Source organism: Mycolicibacterium sp. MU0053, assembly GCF_963378095.1.
Taxonomy (GTDB): domain Bacteria; phylum Actinomycetota; class Actinomycetes; order Mycobacteriales; family Mycobacteriaceae; genus Mycobacterium; species Mycobacterium burgundiense.
Window position 1 is genome coordinate 2,553,623 of the sequence record NZ_OY726397.1, and the last position, 16,695, is coordinate 2,570,317.

Here is a 16,695-nt window from a genome sequence, read left to right on the forward strand (position 1 = left end):
CGTTATGCGCCTGACACCGCATGAGCAAGACCGACTGCTGCTGTCGTATGCCGCCGAGCTGGCGCGCCGGCGCCGGGCCCGCGGCCTCAAGCTCAACCATCCGGAGGCGGTCGCGGTCATCACCGACCATCTGCTCGAAGGTGCCCGCGACGGCCGCACCGTCGCCGAGTTGATGGTCAGCGGCACCGAGGTGCTCACCCGCGACGACGTCATGGCGGGAATTCCGGAGATGCTGCAGGATGTGCAGGTCGAGGCGACGTTCCCGGACGGCACCAAACTGGTGACCGTCCACCACCCGATCACATGATCCCGGGGGAGATCCTGCTCGCGGCCGGCGGCGTCGAGATCAACGCCGGCGCCCGGCGACTCGAACTCGACATCGTCAACACCGGCGACCGCCCCATTCAGGTGGGCAGCCATGTGCATCTGCCCCAGGCGAATTCGGCGCTGTCGTTCGATCGCGACGCCGCCCGCGGCTTCCGCTTCGACATCGCCGCCGGCACCGCGGTGCGCTTTGAGCCCGGCGTGACCCGGCGGGTAGCGCTGGTCGGATTGCGGGGCGCGCGCGAGGTCCACGGACTCACGCTCGATCCGCCGGGAAGGCTGACCGGCGATGGCTGAGCTGTCCCGGCGGCGCTACGCCGATCTGTTCGGCCCCACCGTCGGCGATCGCATCCGGCTGGCCGACACCGATCTGCTCATCGAGATCACCGAGGACCGCAGTGGCGGACCGGGTCGCGCCGGCGACGAGGCCGTCTTCGGCGGCGGCAAGGTGTTGCGGGAATCGATGGGTCAGGGCCGGGCCACCCGCGCCGACGGCGCCCCCGACACCGTGATCACCGGCGCCGTCATCCTCGACCACTGGGGAATCATCAAGGCCGACATCGGGATACGGGACGGTCGGATCGTCGCCATCGGCAAGGCGGGCAATCCCGACATCATGTCGGGGGTGCACCCCGACCTGGTGGTGGGTCCCTCGACCGAGATCATCGCCGGCAACGGCCGCATCGTCACCGCCGGCGCCATCGACTGTCATGTGCACCTGATCTGCCCGCAGATCATGGCCGAGGCGTTGGGCGGCGGCATCACCACGATCATCGGCGGCGGCACCGGGCCGGCCGAGGGCAGCAAGGCCACCACGGTCACCCCCGGGGCCTGGCACCTGGCCCGCATGCTCGAATCGCTGGACAGCTGGCCACTGAACATCGCGCTGCTCGGCAAGGGCAACACCGTCAGCTCCGAGGGCATGTGGGAGCAATTGCGCGGCGGTGCAGCCGGATTCAAACTGCACGAGGACTGGGGCAGCACACCGGCGGCCATCGACGCGTGCCTGACGGTGTGCGACGCCGCCGGCGTTCAGGCCGCCATCCACACCGACACCCTCAACGAAATGGGCTTCGTCGAGGACACCCTGGCCGCGATCAGGGGCCGGTCCATCCACGCCTATCACACCGAAGGGGCCGGCGGCGGCCACGCGCCGGACATCATCACCGTGGCATCCGAGCCCCATGTGCTGCCGAGTTCGACCAATCCGACGCGGCCCCACACGGTCAACACCCTCGACGAGCACCTCGACATGTTGATGGTGTGCCACCACCTCAAGTCCAGCGTCGCCGAGGATCTGGCGTTCGCCGAGAGCCGTATTCGCCCGTCCACGATCGCCGCCGAGGACCTGCTGCACGACCTCGGGGCGATCTCGATGATCGGCAGCGACGCGCAGGCGATGGGCCGGATCGGCGAGGTGGTGATGCGGACCTGGCAGACCGCCCACGTGATGAAGCGCCGCCGCGGCGCGCTGCCCGGCGACCCGTCCGGCGCCGCCGGCAACGACAACCACCGGGCGCGCCGCTACGTGGCCAAATACACCATCTGCCCGGCGGTCGCGCACGGACTCGACGCCGAGGTCGGTTCGATCGAGGTGGGCAAGCTCGCCGACCTGGTGCTCTGGGAGCCGGCCTTCTTCGGGGTGCGCCCGCACGCGGTGCTCAAGGGCGGCATGATCGCCTGGGCCGCGATGGGCGATGCCAACGCCTCGATTCCCACTCCGCAGCCGGTGCTGCCGCGGCCGATGTTCGGCGCCGCGCCGGCGGCCGCCGCGGCGACCTCGGTGCACTTCGTTGGCCCGCAGGCCATCGAGGACGGGTTGGCCGAGCGCATCGATGTGCGCCGCCGGCTGGCCGCGGTCAAGAATGTCCGGCACGTGGGGAAGGCCGACATGGCCAACAACGACGCGACCCCGGTGATCGAGGTCGAGCCGGACACCTTCACGGTCCGCATCGACGGCGAGGTCTGGCAGGAACAGCCGGCCACCGAACTGCCCATGGCGCAACGCTATTTCCTGTTCTGACGGCCCCGCCATGACCAATCTGACCACGCTGCTGGCCCTCGCCGACTCCCGGCTGCCCAGCGGCGGCCACGTGCACTCCGGCGGCGTCGAGGAGGCCATCACCGGCGGCCTCGTCACCGGGATACCGACCCTGGCGGCCTATCTGCGCCGCCGGATCCGCACGCACGGTCTGGTCACCGCGTCGCTGGCGGTGGTCACCCAGACCGCCGCGTGGTCACCGGAGCGGGCCGACGCCGAAATCGACGCCCGCACACCCTCGCCGGCCGCCCGGGCGGCGTCGCGCAGCCAGGGCCGCGGCCTGTTGCGGCTGGCCCGCCGGGTGTGGCCGCAGCAGGACTGGACCGCGCTGGGGCGCGAACCGCATGTGGCGATCGTGGCCGCCATGGTGGGGCGCGCCGCCGGGCTGAGCCCGGCGCACACCGCACTGGCGTTGGTGTACACCACGATGACCGGATCGGCGACGGCCGCGCAGCGACTGCTCGCGCTGGACCCGGCCGACGTTGCGGCGCTCACCTTCGAGCTGGCCGACCTGTGTGAAAGCACCGCCGCCGCCGCGACCGAAGGTCCGGCGGAGCTGTCGGACCCGCTGCTCGATGTGCTGGCCCAGCGTCACGCCGACCGCGACCGCCCGCTGTTCGTGTCCTGATGTCCCGCCGCCCGTAAGGAATCCCCATGCCGCCACATCTGCTCGACGGCCAGCCACACGCCCATGTCGACCGCCCGCGCCGCGTGCGCGAACCCGGGGAGCCGCTGCGCATCGGGGTCGGCGGGCCGGTGGGTTCGGGCAAGACCGCGCTGGTGGCCGCGCTGTGTCGACAACTGCGCGGCGAGCTGTCGTTGGCGGTGCTCACCAACGACATCTACACCACCGAGGATGCCGACTTCCTGCGCCGCCACGCGGTATTGCCGGCGGACCGGATCGCTGCCGTGCAGACCGGCGGCTGCCCGCACACCGCGATCCGCGACGACATCACCGCGAATCTCGATGCCATCGACGATCTGCGCGCCGCGCACGACCGACTCGATCTGATCCTGGTGGAATCCGGCGGCGACAACCTGACCGCCACCTTCTCCTCGGGGCTGGTGGATGCGCAGATCTTCGTCGTGGATGTGGCCGGCGGGGACAAGGTGCCGCGCAAGGGTGGGCCCGGCGTGACGTTCTCGGATCTGTTGGTGGTCAACAAGACCGACCTGGCGCCGCTGGTGGGCGCCGATCTCGAGGTGATGCGCCGCGACGCGGCCGCGGTCCGGCAGGGCCGGCCCACCATGCTGATCAGCCTGACCGAGGACCCGTCGGCGGCGCCGGTGCTGAGCTGGGTCCGCGACCAACTCGGCAGCCCGGTCGCCGCGTCCTGATGGACTCCCGCGTCCTGGTGGTTGCCCGCCGGGAAAGGTTGCCGCACATCGAGTCCCGTGGCGGCATCGTCGCACGGAACACCGGCGAGCACACCGTACACCTGGTCTCCTCGGCGGCCACCCCGCTGGGTGGGGACACCATCACGGTGCAGGTGATCGTCGAACCCGGCGCGGTGCTCCGGTTACGCAGTGTCGCAGCCACCATCGCGTTGCCCGGGCCGGCGATCCGCGTATCGCGGTCCCGGCTGGAGTTGGACGTCGACGGTGAACTCGACGTCGACCTGGAACCGATGATCGTCGCCGGCGGCGCCGAGCACCACGCCGTGGTGGCCGTGCGGATCGGGAGTGCGGGAGCGCTGCGGTTGCGGGAACGCGTCCAGGTCGGCAGATCCGGTGAGCGGCACGGATATTGGAGTTCGGCGACGCACGCCGACGTCGAGTGCCGGCCGCTGCTGCGGCACCGGGTGGAACTCGGCGCCGGATCGGTGGCCGACGACGCACTGGCGGCGCCGCGGGCCGCGGTCAGCGAACTGTGCTTCCCGACCGACCCGCAGCACCCCGGCGGGGACGCCACCGTGCTGGCTTTGGCGGCCGGGGGAGTGCTGCGCACCTGGCAGGGTGACGCACTACCGGGCCAGGGTTGAAAGTGCGCTAGCTGGCGGCCTTTTCGTTGTCGACCGAGGCCGCGATCTCCTCGAGTTGCTCGATCCGGGTGCGGGCGAAGGCCTGCTGCTCGGTGATCGTCAACTGACCGCGCTGACGGGCGAGGAAGGTCGTGGCCCACGACAGCAGCGTGGCGAGCTTGGTCTTGAACCCGACGAGATAGATCAGGTGCAGGAACAGCCACGCCAACCACGCGATGTATCCACCGAACTCGAGCTTGCCGATCTTGGCCACCGCCGAGTGCTTCGACACCGTGGCCATGGAGCCCTTGTCGAAGTAGGAGAACGGCTCGCGGGCGCCCGGATCGGCGCCGTCGAGTTCGCCCTTGATCAGGTTGGCCACGTACTTGCCGCCCTGGATCGCGCCCTGCGCCTGCCCCGGGACCCCTTCGACGGCCATCATGTCGCCGACGACATACACATTCGGATGTCCTGGGATGCTCAGGTCCGGCAGCACCTTCACCCGGCCGGCCCGGTCCAGTTCCACTCCGGACTGGTTGGCCAGGTCCCGACCCAGCGGGCTGGCCGACACCCCGGCCGACCAGACCTTGCAGGCCGATTCGATGCGCTTGGTGGAGCCGTCGGTGTACTTGACCACCAGCCCGTTGCGGTCCACATCGGTGACCATGGCGTTGAGTTGCACCTCGACGCCCATCTTCTCCAGCCGGTCCTGGGCCTTCTTACCGAGTTTCGGGCCCATCGGCGGCAGCAGTTGGTCGGCACCTTCGATGAGGACGACGTGCGCCTCGGTCGGGTCGATGTGGCGGAACGCGCCGCGCAGCGTGTCATCGGCCAATTCGGCGATCTGACCGGCCATTTCGACGCCCGTCGGACCGCCGCCGACCACCACGAACGTCAGCAGTTTGGACCGGCGGACGGGGTCGCTGGAGCGCTCGGCCTGTTCGAACGTGCCGAGGATGCGGCCCCGCAGTTCCAGCGCGTCGTCGATGGACTTCATCCCGGGCGCCCACTCGGCGAAGTGGTCGTTGCCGAAGTAGGACTGCCCCGCGCCGGCCGCCACGATCAGGGTGTCATACGGCGTGCGGTAGGTGTGGCCGAGCAGCACCGAGTCGACGGTCTGATGCTCGAGGTTGATATGCGTGACCTCGCCGAGCAGCACCTGCGCGTTGCGCTGCTTGCGCAGGATCAACCGGGTGGGTGGGGCGATCTCTCCTTCGGAGATGATGCCCGTCGCCACCTGATACAGCAGCGGCTGAAACAGGTGGTGGGTGGTTTTGGCGATCAGCTTGACGTCGACATCGGCGCGCTTGAGCTTCTTGGCGGCGGTCAGGCCGCCGAACCCTGATCCGATGATGACGACCTTATGCCGATCGGAGGGAGTTGCTCCGGGATGGCTCACTATTGGCTCCTCGACAAGGGACACATCGGTACTACATCTCCACCGTAGCTGGGTGGGCTCGGCGACCGCGCGGGGGCGTCGGTCAGTTCGGCATGACCTTTTTCACCGCCGCGGCGACGTCGGCGAGGACACCGGGGACATAGAACGGCAGGTTGAAGATGATGCCGTCGACGCCGGCGTCGAAAACATTGGTCTTGATCTGGTCGGCGATGGCCTCGGGACTGCCGATGACCGTGTTGCCCCGGATGGCCTCGGGCAGCGCATCGACCGTGCCCTTTTCGTCGACGATCACCGTGAGCAGCGTGCTGGTCTCCAGCGTCGCCGGGTCCCGGTCGATTTCCTCGCAGCGGCGCCGGACCACATCGAGCTTGTGCGGCAACTGGTCGAACGAGGTGATGAGGTTGAGGTGGTCGAAATGCTGGGCCGCCAACGGGATCGTCTTCTTCTCACCGCTGCCGCCGATCAGCAGCGGGATGTGATCGCGGTAGCGCGGGTTGGCCACCGCGTCGGTCGTCCGGTAGTACTCGCCGCTGAAGGTCGGCCGCTCGCCGGCGAGCATCGGCAGGATGATCTGCAGCGCCTCGCCGAGCTTGTTGAACCGCTCGGTGAAGGTGCCGAAATCGAATCCGAGCTGCTCGTGTTCGAGCTCGAACCAGCCGGTGCCGATGCCCAGCACCGCGCGGCCCGCGCTGACGACGTCGAGGGTCGTGATGGCCTTGGCCAGCAGCGTCGGGTTGCGGTAGGTGTTGCCGGTGACCAGGGTGCCCAACTGCACGTTCTTGGTTGCCGTCGCCAATGCGCCCAGTGCGGTATAGGCCTCGAGCATCGGTTGGTCGTGGGCGCCGAGCATCGGCAGTTGGTAGAAGTGGTCCATCACGAACACCGCGTCGAACCCGGCGTCGTCGGCTTCCTGCGCCTGCGTGAGGACGGTGGGGAACAGCCGTTCGACGCCGTTGTCGTCCGAGAACTTGGGGATTTGGTAGCCGAGTTTGATCGTCACAGCTCGACCCTACTCAGTGCGTGGCATGGCAGCAGCGTCAGCCGAAGTGGGCCGGCACGCCGCTGCTGACATGCAGGGTCTGCCCGGTGATGTGCCGCGCCGCCGGGGTGGTCAGGAACAACGCGAGCCGGGTGATTTCGGCGGCCACCGAAGGTGGCGGAGTCGACAGGCCCTCGTAACCGGGTTCGGTACCGCGGCCGGTGGCGACGAGGTTGACGGTGATGCCGCGGGTGCCCCACTGCGCGGCTTGTCCGGCGGTCCAGTCGGCCAGGGCGGCCTTGATGGCCGAGGCGGCGCTGCCGTCGCGCGGTGTCTCCGGTACGACGCTGACGATCGAGCCGCCAGAGCGGAGGTGATCGCCGATGGTCTGCAGCGTCAGCACGGGCGCCAGCACGGTGGCGTCCAGGGCGTTGTGCCAGGCCATCGCGTGTTCGGCGGCCGAGTACGTGCGCGGGTCGCCCGCCGCGTACCAGGGTGCGGGCACGTTGACGATGGTGTCGAGATGATGCGGGAACAGGGCCCGGGTCTCGGCCAGATTCGCCGGGTCGGTCGGGTCGCACACGATGCAATCGATCTCGAGTTCCTTGGCGGCGATTTCGAGTTCGTCGCTTCGGGCCCCGGAGATAACCACGTTGTGTCCAGCGTCGCGGAAGCCTTCGGCCACCGCGCGGCCCAATTCGGTGTCTCCGCCGGTAACCAGCACCTCCATCGCCATGACCTCTCCTGTCGTGCCTGGGATCTCCGCGCATGACGGCGGTGATCCTCAGCAATGTTACTGGACAGTAGCTAGGTGGCGAAACTCGACGCGGCCGCGATCCCGACACAGCTGCGCTACGCCCGGCCCGGGCCGCATAGGATCGCGCGCATGCCCTGGTCCGCGATCGGTGTCGATTGCGCAGGTGGGCGCGCCACCGACGCTCACCGCGGCGCCCCGTGAACTCGACCACCGGCGTGCCGCGCTGGGTCTATGTCCCCGCCGCGGTCGGGACGGTGCTGGTGGTGCTGCCGCTTCTGGCGATGTCGTTGACCGTGGATTGGCCGAACTTCTGGTCGCTGGTCAGCAGCGAGTCGTCGCGGACGGCGTTGGGATTGAGTCTCAGGACCGCCACCGCGAGCACGCTGGCCTGCATCGTGCTGGGTGTGCCGATGGCGTTGGTGTTGGCCCGCGGTGACGCCCGGGTGATGCGCTGGCTGCGTCCGCTGGTGCTGCTGCCGTTGGTGCTGCCGCCGGTGGTCGGCGGGATCGCGCTGCTCTACACCTTCGGCCGGGTCGGGCTGCTGGGGCAGTATCTGGACGCGGCCGGACTGCGGATCGCCTTCACCACCCTTGCCGTGGTGCTGGCGCAGACGTTCGTCTCGCTGCCATTCCTGGTGGTGTCGCTGGAGGGTGCGGCCCGCACCGCCGGCACCGACCACGAACTGGTCGCCGCGACACTGGGGGCCCCGCCGAGCCGGGTGTGGTGGCGGGTCACGCTGCCGCTGCTGCTGCCCGGCCTGGTGTCCGGAGCCGTGCTGGCCTTCGCCCGAGCCCTCGGCGAGTTCGGCGCCACCCTGACCTTCGCCGGGTCGCGGGAGGGCGTCACTCGAACGTTGCCGCTGGAGATCTATCTGCAACGCGAGACGGATGCGGAATCGGCGGTCGCGCTGTCGATGCTGTTGGTGGCCGTCGCCGCGGTGATCGTGGTCGGGGTCGGCGCCCGGCAACTCAGCGGCGGGTGGCGACGGTGACGGGTGTGGCGGTGCGGGCCCGGGTCGAGGCCCGCGGTCTCGACATCGGGCTCGACATTGCCGCCGGCGAGGTGGTGGCGCTGCTCGGTCCCAACGGCGCGGGCAAGTCGACCGTGCTGCACGTGATGGCCGGGGTGGTGCACCCCGACGTCGGGACGGTCCGGGTCGGGCCGCGGGTGTTGACCGACACCGAACGCGGTGTGTTCGTGCCCACCCACGCCCGTCGCGTCGGATTGCTGCTGCAGGACCCGCTGCTGTTCCCGCATCTCGACGTGATCGGCAACGTCGCGTTCGCGGCCCGCTCGCACCAGTCGCGCCGCGCGGCGCGGGAGCTGGCCGGCCGATGGCTGCAGGAGGTGGAGGCCAGCGCGCTCGCCGCGCGCAAGCCCCATCAGCTCTCCGGCGGTCAGGCCCAGCGCATCGCGATTGCCCGGGCGCTGGCCGGTCGGCCCGAGGTGCTGCTGCTCGACGAGCCGATGGCGGGCCTGGACGTCGGAGTCGCCGCGACCATCCGGTCGTTGCTGCGCCGGGTGCTCGCCGCGGCCGAACACGCGACGGTGTTGGTGACCCATGACGTGCTCGACGTCCTCACGTTGGCGGACCGGGTCCTGGTGCTCGAGGCCGGCCGGGTCGTCGAAGCCGGCTCGGTGCCCGAGGTGCTCGCGGCGCCGCGCAGTGCGTTCGCCGCGCGCATCGCGGGGTTGAACCTGGTGCACGGGACGCTGGAATCCCGCGCGGCCGACGATGCGGTGCTGGTGACGCCCGACGGTCGGCGGTGGCACGGGCGGGCCGCGCCCGACGTGGCCGTCGGCGGGCCCGCGGTGGCGTTGTTCGCGCCCGCCGCGGTGGCCGTCTACCCCCGGCGGCCGCAGGGCAGCCCGCGCAACGTGGTGGCACTGACCGTGGCCGAACTGGGCGCCGGCGGGTCCGCGATTCGCGTACGGGCGCAGACCCAGGCCGACGGCGCCCCCGGGCTGGCCGCCGATGTCACCGCCGACGGCGCCGCCGAGCTTCGCCTCGTGCCCGGCGCCGAGGTCTGGTTCGCCGTCAAGGCTCAGGAAATCGGCATTCACGCCGCGCAGCGGCGGTCAGGGGCGCACGAGGCCACTCGCGAAGAATTCGGCGATGCATAGTAAGCAAGTCGCACTTGCGTCACGGCCGTAACACGGTAGGTTCGTCGCCATGAGTCAGCCGGACCTCAATTCGAAGCAGCGCAAAGGCCTGCGGACGACGCTGGCGGTGGCCACGGCCGCTGGTCTCGGTGCCGTCACGCTGATGTTGCCAGGGGGGTTGGCCTACGCCGACCCCGTGCCGCCGCCCCCGCCGCCGGGCACTGAGGCTCCGCCGGCGGACCCGAACGCGCCGCCGCCACCGCCGCCGGCGGACCCGAACGCGCCGCCGCCACCGCCGGCAGATCCGAACGCGCCGCCGCCACCGCCCGCGGACCCGAACGCGCCGCCGCCACCGCCGGCAGACCCGAACGCGCCGCCGCCACCGCCCGCGGACCCGAACGCGCCGGCCGCTGATCCCGCCGCCCCGCCGGCGCCCGAGCCGGGCCGCGTGGACAACGCCGCGGGCGGGTTCAGCTATGTCGTGCCGGAGGGCTGGGTCGTCGGCGATGCGAGCCGGCTGAACTACGGACAGGCGCTGCTGACCAAGGAGCTGCCGCCGGTCGCTCCGGGCGAGCCGGCTCCCGCGGCCACCGACACCAGCATCCTGCTGGGCCGGCTGGACCTGAAGCTGTTCGCCGGCGCCGAGCCCGACAACGAGAAGGCCGCCACGCGACTGGCCTCCGACATGGGCGAGTTCTTCATGCCGTTCGCCGGGACGCGTCTCAATCAGGAGACCGTCCCGCTGAACGCGGACGGCATGCCCGGATCGGCGTCGTACTACGAGGTGAAGTTCACCGACACCAGCAAGCCCGACGGACAGATCTGGGCCGGCGTGGTGGGCGACGCGGCCCCGAACGCGCCGCGCGGCCAGCGCAACGAGCGTTGGTTCGTGGTGTGGCTGGGTACCTCGAACGACCCGGTCAACAAGGAAGCCGCGCAGGCCCTGGCGAACTCGATCCGGCAGTGGACTCCGCCGGCCCCGCCGCCACCGCCGCCGGCCGATCCCAACGCCCCGGCTCCGGCCCCGGCGGACCCGAATGCGCCGCCGCCACCGCCCGCGGATCCGAACGCTCCGGCACCGGTGCCCGGCCGGAGCGAGGTCGGCGTCCCGGTCCCGGTGCAGGAACCGGTGCCCGAGATGATGCCGCCGGCGTAATCCGCCTCGCGCAACGACGAAACCCCGATCCGGCCACTGGCCGGGTCGGGGTTTCGCCATTCGTTCCCCGTTTGCCGGCCCAATCGTTACCAAGACCAGGTATATCTGAGCAAAGGTCCCGTTCTCGCGGGGCCGAGATGACACGAGGAGACCAAGATGGATGCAACGCTCGTCACGAATATGGCCTCGGGAGCCGTCGATATCTTGGCCCGCTCATCGACGCTGACAAGCGTGGGCTGGATCGGCTACATCATCATCGGCGCGATCGCTGGTTGGATCGCCGGAAAGATCGTCAAGGGCAGCGGTTCGGGCATCTTGATGAACATCGTGGTAGGTATCGCCGGTGCCCTCATCGGCGGCTTCCTGCTGAGCTTCTTCCTGGACACCGCGGGCGGCGGTTGGTGGTTCACGCTGTTCACCGCGATTCTCGGCGCGGTGCTGCTGCTCTGGATTCTCGGCAAGGTCCGTCGGGCCTAGCCAAACTGTCCGATCGGCGTCCCGTCGAGCCGCCGCACCACTTCGGTCAGCGGCCGGCGGGCAGTCGCCGGCAACGGGTCGGCGTTCAACGGTGCCCAGCCCACCCGTAGCAGCATCTGCGGCACACAGTCCCGGTCCAACACCGTCGTGCGCACCAGGTCCCGGGTGGACGGCAGCTCCAGCGGCTCGGTGACGGGGCAGCTCGACAGGCCCAGCGCCGTCGCGGTCAGCAACACCAGCGCGGTGGCCTCCCCGGCCCGCAGCACCGAGACCGGATCATCGGTGGCAGTGCCCAGCGCGAGCACCACCCCCGCGTCCAGATCCGCGGCCGCTCCGGTCGGTTGGGCCAACGCGGGGGAGGCGAACACGCGCCCCGGCAGGGGGGAATTGCGCGCGGTGTCCGGGGTGTTCCTGGCGGGCACCCCCGCGACCGCCCCGTAGCGCCCGCTCCACATCGACAGCTCGGTGAGGTACCCGACGTCCTGGGAGTGCTCGTGCACGGCCCCGGCGACCACGGCGGCCAGTCGGGCCGGCGACTCCACCTGCCGCAGCATCACGCCGCTGCGCGCCGCGCGGGACGCCATCAAGGCGATGTCCCCGGCCGGCACCGGCCACGAGCTGTACACCCGCCGATCGGTGCGCCGCCGGGGGATCGCGGCGGCCAGCGCGATGTCCTGTTGGCTGCCGCCGGGTCCGCAGATCTCCACGCTGGCCAGGTGATCGGGTTCAGCGGGATTGGGCAGCCGACGCACCTGGGTCTGCCAGCCCAGGGCCGCCAGCGCGACGGTCAAGTGCTGCAGGGCGGCACCGCAGCTCAGCATCAGATCGCGTCGCGCGGGGTCGGTGTGCGGCAGGTGGCGTTCGGAGTCGGCGTAGAGCTGCACGGCGGCATCGCCGATCCGCCAGGCCCACGGTTGCGTGTTGTGGATCGACGGCGCCCGGACGGCCAACGCGAGGGCGGCCAGGATCGTGGCCTCGTCCGGAAGCTGGGTATCCATGAACCCAGCGTGGCACCGGAGCGGTCGGGGCGCCACCGTGCGATGGTCCCCCGATCCGGGACATTGGTCCCCAATCGACCGGTCCGAGACACGCCCGCGGGAGACGATGGGGACATGGTGGTGGCGCGATCGACGATGCGGGCGTGGCGAGTGCACGCGCCCGGTCCGATGCCGACCGCGCCGCTGCGGGCCGTCACGGCCGACGTGCCCCGACCCGGTCCCGCAGAGCTGCTGGTGGCCGTGCGCGCGTGCGGGGTCTGCCGAACCGATCTGCATGTCGCCGAGGGTGATCTGGCGGTGCACCGGCCGGCGGTGATCCCCGGTCATGAGGTGGTGGGGGAGGTGGTCGAGACGGGCCCGGACACGGGCGGCGGTTTCGCCGTGGGGGACCGGGTCGGGATCGCCTGGCTGCGCCACACCTGTGGTCGGTGCCGCTTCTGCGCAGCCGGCCGCGAGAACCTGTGTCCACATTCGAAATACACCGGCTGGGACGCCGATGGCGGTTACGCCGAATTCGCCACGGTCCCAGCCGAGTTCGCGCTCCGGCTGCCGACCGGATATCAGTACACCGAGCTGGCGCCGCTGCTGTGCGCCGGGATCATCGGGTATCGCTCGCTGCTGCGGGCGCAGCTGCCGGCACGCGGCCGGCTGGGCATCTACGGATTCGGTGGCAGCGCGCACCTCACCGCCCAGGTTGCGCTGGCGCAAGGGGCCGAGGTGCACGTGATGACGCGCGGGGCCGCGGCCCGTGAGTTGGCGCTGTCGTTGGGTGCGGCCTCGGCGCAGGGCGCCGCGGACCCGCCGCCGGTGCACCTGGACTCCGCGATTCTGTTCGCGCCGGTAGGCGACCTCGTTCCGGCCGCCCTCGCGGCGCTCGACCGGGGCGGCACGCTCGCGATCGCCGGCATCCATCTGAGCGACATCCCGGCGCTGAACTACCAGCAGCACCTGTTCCAGGAGCGCCAGATCCGATCGGTGAGCTCCAACACCCGCGCCGATGCCCGGGAGTTTCTGGAGTTCGCCGGCCGGCACCGGATCAACGTGACGACAGCGCGGTATCCGCTGGCGGCCGCCGATCGTGCGCTCGCCGATCTGGCCGACGGCCGGGTGTCGGGTGCGGCGGTCCTGCTCCCCTAGGGATTCAGACGGTCGCGTGCCAGACCAGGGCGGCCGCCAACGCGCCCATGCCGTTCAACGACCAATGCAGCGCGATCGGCGCGATGATGCTGCCGCTGCGGTTGCGCAGCCAGGTGAAGACGAACCCCGCGGCCGCGGTGACCAGCACCGCCCCGACCACGCCGACGAGCATCCCCACGACGCCGCCGCCGAACAGTCGGGTGAAGCCCACGTTGCTCGCGGTCAACCCCATAGAGGTGGCGATGTGCCACAGCCCGAACAACAACGAACCACCCGCCGCCACACCACGGAAACCCCAGGCCCGGGTCAGCGCGCCCTGCAGGACGCCACGGAACGCCAGTTCTTCGGGAATGACGGTCTGCAGCGGGATGATGACCATGGAGGCGATCAGCGCACCCGAGAGCGTCGCGTAGTTGTTGTTGAGGAACAGCGGCCGCGTCATCGGCAGTAGCACGCCGACCACGATGACCAACCCGACCACGGTCACCGCGGCCAGGGCGTAGCCGAGACCCGATTTCCAATGCTCACGGCCCAGGCCCAACTCCGCCCAGCCCAGCCCGCTGGCTCGCACCAGCACCAGCAGGGCGACTGCCGCCGCCGGGACGGTCGCGATGTTGGCCCACGGAGTGGTGAAGTGCGCGATCAAGTTGGTCAACGCGAGCACGACGACCACGACGGCGATATCCACGTAGACGCGGAACTGGTTCAGTGCCGCCAACTGCACGAGCAGTGGATGTGGCGCCTCAGCGGGGGCAGCCGCCGCGCTTGGAAAAGACATAACCGGATCAGCGTACCCGCGCATGACGTCGTCCCAGGTCAGTCCGCGGGCCAGGCCCAATTACGGACCTCGGGGATGTCCTCGCCGTGCTCGCGGGTGTAGTCGCGGGCCGCGATTCGCATGTCGGCCATCTCCTGCCGCAGGGTCGCGCAGGTCGACTGCAGCGCCGGCACCCGATCGATGACATCCATCACCAGGTGGTAGCGGTCGAGATCGTTGAGCATCACCATGTCGAACGGCGTGGTGGTGGTGCCTTCCTCTTTGTAGCCTCTGACATGGAGATTCGGATGTCCGGTCCGGCGGTAGGTCAGTCGATGAATCAGCCACGGATAGCCGTGATAGGCGAAGATGATCGGCTTGTCGCGAGTGAAGATCTGATCGAATTCCCGGGCCGGCAACCCGTGCGGATGTTCGGTGCGGTCCTGCAACCGCATCAGGTCCACGACGTTGACGAACCGCACCCGCAGGTCGGGGAGCCGGGCGCGCAGCAGGTCCGCCGCGGCCAGCGCCTCCAGGGTCGGAACATCGCCGGCGGCGGCGAGCACGACGTCGGGATCGGTGCCGAGTTCTTCGGTGCCGGCCCAGTCCCAGATGCCGAGGCCGCGGGTGCAGTGCGCGACGGCCTGCGCCATGGTCAGGTAGTTGGGCGCGGGCTGCTTGCCGGCGACCACCACGTTGACGTACTGCCGCGAGCGCAGGCAGTGGTCGTAGGTGGACAGCAGCGTGTTGGCGTCCGGGGGCAGATACACCCGCACCACGTTGGCGCTCTTGTTGACCACATGGTCGATGAAACCCGGGTCCTGGTGGGAGAACCCGTTGTGGTCCTGGCGCCAGACATGGCTCGACAGCAGGTAATTCAGGCTCGCGACGGGACGACGCCACGGGATGTGGTTGGTGACCTTCAGCCACTTGGCGTGCTGGTTGAACATCGAGTCCACGATGTGGATGAAGGCCTCGTAGCAATTGAACATGCCGTGCCGGCCGGTCAGCAGGTAACCCTCCAGCCAGCCCTGGCACTGATGTTCGGACAACATCTCGACGACGCGCCCGACCCGGGCGAGGTGCTCGTCGACCTCCGGGCCCAGCAGTTCGGCGTTCCACTGCTTGTCGGTGGCCGCATAGACGGCCTGCAGCCGGTTGGACGCCGTCTCGTCGGGCCCGAAGATCCGGAAGTTGTCCGGGTTGAGCCGCACCACCTCGGCCAACCACTGGCCGAGCACCCGGGTGGCCTCGGCGACCGTGGCCCCCGGCGCGGGAACGTCGACGCCGAACGTGCGGAAGTCGGGCAGGCGCAGGTCCTTGAGCAGCAGTCCGCCATTGGCGTGCGGGTTGTCGCTCATCCGCAGCGGGCCCGGCGGCGCCAACTCGGCGATGTCGGCCTCGAGTCTGCCGTCGGCGTCGAACAACTCCTCGGGACGATAGGATCCCAGCCAGTCGGCGAGCACCGCGAGATGTTCGGGGGTGTCGCGGGCGTTGGAGAGCGGAACCTGGTGCGCGCGCCACGATCCGGTGGTCTTCTTGCCGTCGATGGTGGCCGGGCCCGTCCAGCCCTTCGGCGTCCGGAACACGATCATCGGCCAGCGCGGCCGATCCTCGTCGCCGGCGGCGGCGCGGGCCTTGATCGCGGCGATCTCGTTGAGCACCTCGTCGAGCAGCATCGCGAACCGGCGGTGGGCGTCGGCGTGGTCAGCGGCGTCGTCGGTCACCTCGAAGAAATACGGGTGGTGGCCGTAGCCGATCATCAGGCTGCGCAGTTCCTCCTCCGGGATCCGGGCCAACACCGTCGGATTGGCGATCTTGTAGCCGTTGAGATGCAGGATGGGCAGCACGACGCCGTCGGAGCGCGGGTTGGCGACCTTGTTGGAGTGCCAGCTGGTCGCCAACGCACCCGTTTCGGCCTCGCCATCGCCGATGACGGCCGCGACCAGCAGGTCGGGATTGTCGAACGCCGCGCCGTAGGCGTGCGAGAGGGCGTAGCCGAGCTCCCCGCCCTCGTGGATGGACCCCGGTACCTCCGGTGCCACGTGGGACGGGATGCCGCCGGGGAAGGAGAACTGGCGGAACAGGCGGCGCAGGCCCTCCTCGTCCTCGGTGACGTCCGGGTAGAGCTGGGAGTAGGTGCCGTCGAGGTAGGAGTTGGCGACCAGGCCGGGCCCGCCGTGCCCGGGGCCGGTGACGTAGATGGTCGATTGCGCGCGTTCGCCGATCACCCGGTTGAGGTGGGCGTAGAGGAAGTTCAGCCCGGGCGTGGTGCCCCAGTGGCCCAACAACCGGGGTTTGACGTCGTCGGCAGTCAACGGGGTGCGCAGCAGCGGGTTGCGCAACAGGTAGATCTGGCCCACCGACAGATAGTTGGCGGCGCGCCACCACCGGTCGACCCGGCTCAGGGTGTGCTCGTCCGGCTCGGTGATGGGGGCGGTGCTCCAGGGGCTCATGTCCGCGGGCATTCCCCCATCCAACCGCCCGCTACACCTCCGAGGCCGCGAATGCGGCGAAACATTCACCCGGAACCACTAACTGCCCACCGGTTGGTTGGGAGGCGACTGGTGCGGATATCGTTGCTGGCACAGCGAGAGTTGAGGTG

The 16,695-nt window shown here is 70.1% G+C and carries 17 protein-coding genes; 11 read left to right on the forward strand and 6 right to left on the reverse strand.

Annotation, left to right across the window (positions count from 1 at the left end; translation table 11 throughout):
• The first annotated feature begins 4 nt into the window (after nucleotides 1–4).
• Genes RCP80_RS11790 through RCP80_RS11815 form a run of 6 tightly spaced genes read left to right on the forward strand, consistent with a single transcriptional unit; the run spans nucleotide 5 to nucleotide 4,347 of the window.
• Nucleotides 5–307 carry an urease subunit gamma gene (locus RCP80_RS11790; protein ID WP_308482490.1) on the forward strand — a complete coding sequence of 101 codons (303 nt, stop codon included), beginning with the start codon at nucleotides 5–7 and terminating at the stop codon, nucleotides 305–307.
• Entirely contained in the window at nucleotides 304–621 is a 318-nt protein-coding gene (locus tag RCP80_RS11795) for an urease subunit beta (protein WP_308482491.1), read from the forward strand. The genes RCP80_RS11790 and RCP80_RS11795 overlap by 4 nt, the downstream gene beginning before the upstream one ends.
• Nucleotides 614–2,347 (forward strand): urease subunit alpha, encoded by a 1,734-nt coding sequence (locus tag RCP80_RS11800; RefSeq protein ID WP_308482492.1) that lies wholly within the window; start codon nucleotides 614–616, stop codon nucleotides 2,345–2,347. The genes RCP80_RS11795 and RCP80_RS11800 overlap by 8 nt, the downstream gene beginning before the upstream one ends.
• Before the next feature lie 10 nt (nucleotides 2,348–2,357).
• A complete protein-coding gene (locus tag RCP80_RS11805) occupies nucleotides 2,358–2,993 on the forward strand; it encodes an urease accessory protein UreF (protein ID WP_308482493.1) in 636 nt (211 codons plus the stop codon).
• A gap of 26 nt (nucleotides 2,994–3,019) precedes the next feature.
• A complete protein-coding gene (gene ureG / locus RCP80_RS11810) occupies nucleotides 3,020–3,703 on the forward strand; it encodes an urease accessory protein UreG (protein ID WP_308482494.1) in 684 nt (227 codons plus the stop codon).
• Nucleotides 3,703–4,347 carry an urease accessory protein UreD gene (locus tag RCP80_RS11815; RefSeq protein ID WP_308482495.1) on the forward strand — a complete coding sequence of 215 codons (645 nt, stop codon included), beginning with the start codon at nucleotides 3,703–3,705 and terminating at the stop codon, nucleotides 4,345–4,347. The genes ureG and RCP80_RS11815 overlap by 1 nt, the downstream gene beginning before the upstream one ends.
• Nucleotides 4,348–4,354: 7 nt before the next feature.
• On the opposite strand, the gene RCP80_RS11820 is transcribed toward RCP80_RS11815, so the two are convergent.
• The 3 genes from RCP80_RS11820 to RCP80_RS11830 form a co-directional block, all read right to left on the reverse strand.
• Nucleotides 4,355–5,725 carry a type II NADH:quinone oxidoreductase Ndh gene (locus RCP80_RS11820; protein WP_308482496.1) on the reverse strand — a complete coding sequence of 457 codons (1,371 nt, stop codon included), beginning with the start codon at nucleotides 5,723–5,725 and terminating at the stop codon, nucleotides 4,355–4,357.
• A gap of 82 nt (nucleotides 5,726–5,807) precedes the next feature.
• Nucleotides 5,808–6,725 (reverse strand): LLM class F420-dependent oxidoreductase, encoded by a 918-nt coding sequence (locus tag RCP80_RS11825; RefSeq protein ID WP_308482497.1) that lies wholly within the window; start codon nucleotides 6,723–6,725, stop codon nucleotides 5,808–5,810.
• A gap of 37 nt (nucleotides 6,726–6,762) precedes the next feature.
• Nucleotides 6,763–7,440, reverse strand: coding sequence for an SDR family oxidoreductase (locus RCP80_RS11830; protein ID WP_308482498.1), 678 nt, complete (start codon nucleotides 7,438–7,440; stop codon nucleotides 6,763–6,765).
• A 218-nt stretch (nucleotides 7,441–7,658) separates the two neighbouring features.
• On the opposite strand from RCP80_RS11830, the gene RCP80_RS11835 reads away from it, so the two are divergent.
• The 4 genes from RCP80_RS11835 to RCP80_RS11850 all read left to right on the forward strand — a co-directional run bounded on the left by RCP80_RS11835 (nucleotide 7,659) and on the right by RCP80_RS11850 (nucleotide 11,198).
• Nucleotides 7,659–8,453, forward strand: a complete 795-nt coding sequence (locus RCP80_RS11835; protein WP_308482499.1) for an ABC transporter permease — start codon at nucleotides 7,659–7,661, stop codon at nucleotides 8,451–8,453.
• A complete protein-coding gene (locus RCP80_RS11840; protein ID WP_308482500.1) occupies nucleotides 8,450–9,586 on the forward strand; it encodes a sulfate/molybdate ABC transporter ATP-binding protein in 1,137 nt (378 codons plus the stop codon). The genes RCP80_RS11835 and RCP80_RS11840 overlap by 4 nt, the downstream gene beginning before the upstream one ends.
• 49 nt (nucleotides 9,587–9,635) lie before the next feature.
• On the forward strand, nucleotides 9,636–10,721 hold the full coding sequence (locus RCP80_RS11845) for an alanine and proline-rich secreted protein Apa (protein ID WP_308482501.1): 1,086 nt from the start codon (nucleotides 9,636–9,638) through the stop codon (nucleotides 10,719–10,721).
• A gap of 156 nt (nucleotides 10,722–10,877) precedes the next feature.
• Nucleotides 10,878–11,198: a GlsB/YeaQ/YmgE family stress response membrane protein gene (locus tag RCP80_RS11850; RefSeq protein ID WP_308482502.1), complete on the forward strand. Its 321-nt coding sequence runs from the start codon at nucleotides 10,878–10,880 to the stop codon at nucleotides 11,196–11,198.
• Here RCP80_RS11850 and RCP80_RS11855 read toward each other — a convergent pair.
• On the reverse strand, nucleotides 11,195–12,196 hold the full coding sequence (locus RCP80_RS11855; RefSeq protein WP_308482503.1) for an Acg family FMN-binding oxidoreductase: 1,002 nt from the start codon (nucleotides 12,194–12,196) through the stop codon (nucleotides 11,195–11,197). The genes RCP80_RS11850 and RCP80_RS11855 overlap by 4 nt on opposite strands.
• A gap of 114 nt (nucleotides 12,197–12,310) precedes the next feature.
• On the opposite strand from RCP80_RS11855, the gene RCP80_RS11860 reads away from it, so the two are divergent.
• A complete protein-coding gene (locus tag RCP80_RS11860) occupies nucleotides 12,311–13,333 on the forward strand; it encodes a zinc-binding alcohol dehydrogenase family protein (protein ID WP_308482504.1) in 1,023 nt (340 codons plus the stop codon).
• 4 nt (nucleotides 13,334–13,337) lie between these two features.
• On the opposite strand, the gene RCP80_RS11865 is transcribed toward RCP80_RS11860, so the two are convergent.
• Both RCP80_RS11865 and RCP80_RS11870 read right to left on the reverse strand, forming a co-directional pair.
• Nucleotides 13,338–14,111, reverse strand: coding sequence for a CPBP family intramembrane glutamic endopeptidase (locus RCP80_RS11865; RefSeq protein ID WP_308482505.1), 774 nt, complete (start codon nucleotides 14,109–14,111; stop codon nucleotides 13,338–13,340).
• A gap of 38 nt (nucleotides 14,112–14,149) precedes the next feature.
• Nucleotides 14,150–16,546 carry a phosphoketolase family protein gene (locus RCP80_RS11870; RefSeq protein ID WP_308482506.1) on the reverse strand — a complete coding sequence of 799 codons (2,397 nt, stop codon included), beginning with the start codon at nucleotides 16,544–16,546 and terminating at the stop codon, nucleotides 14,150–14,152.
• Nucleotides 16,547–16,695: the final 149 nt, after the last annotated feature.

Bases quoted from the DNA above. Each gene is read 5' to 3' on its own strand.
- RCP80_RS11830 (WP_308482498.1), bottom strand. From the start codon at position 7,440: ATGGCGATGGAGGTGCTGGTTACCGGCGGAGACACCGAATTGGGCCGC.
- RCP80_RS11845 (WP_308482501.1), top strand. From the start codon at position 9,636: ATGAGTCAGCCGGACCTCAATTCGAAGCAGCGCAAAGGCCTGCGGACG.
- RCP80_RS11795 (WP_308482491.1), top strand. From the start codon at position 304: ATGATCCCGGGGGAGATCCTGCTCGCGGCCGGCGGCGTCGAGATCAAC.
- RCP80_RS11850 (WP_308482502.1), top strand. From the start codon at position 10,878: ATGGATGCAACGCTCGTCACGAATATGGCCTCGGGAGCCGTCGATATC.
- RCP80_RS11860 (WP_308482504.1), top strand. From the start codon at position 12,311: ATGGTGGTGGCGCGATCGACGATGCGGGCGTGGCGAGTGCACGCGCCC.
- RCP80_RS11815 (WP_308482495.1), top strand. From the start codon at position 3,703: ATGGACTCCCGCGTCCTGGTGGTTGCCCGCCGGGAAAGGTTGCCGCAC.
- ureG (WP_308482494.1), top strand. From the start codon at position 3,020: ATGCCGCCACATCTGCTCGACGGCCAGCCACACGCCCATGTCGACCGC.
- RCP80_RS11870 (WP_308482506.1), bottom strand. From the start codon at position 16,546: ATGAGCCCCTGGAGCACCGCCCCCATCACCGAGCCGGACGAGCACACC.
- RCP80_RS11805 (WP_308482493.1), top strand. From the start codon at position 2,358: ATGACCAATCTGACCACGCTGCTGGCCCTCGCCGACTCCCGGCTGCCC.
- RCP80_RS11865 (WP_308482505.1), bottom strand. From the start codon at position 14,111: ATGTCTTTTCCAAGCGCGGCGGCTGCCCCCGCTGAGGCGCCACATCCA.
- RCP80_RS11800 (WP_308482492.1), top strand. From the start codon at position 614: ATGGCTGAGCTGTCCCGGCGGCGCTACGCCGATCTGTTCGGCCCCACC.
- RCP80_RS11790 (WP_308482490.1), top strand. From the start codon at position 5: ATGCGCCTGACACCGCATGAGCAAGACCGACTGCTGCTGTCGTATGCC.
- RCP80_RS11855 (WP_308482503.1), bottom strand. From the start codon at position 12,196: ATGGATACCCAGCTTCCGGACGAGGCCACGATCCTGGCCGCCCTCGCG.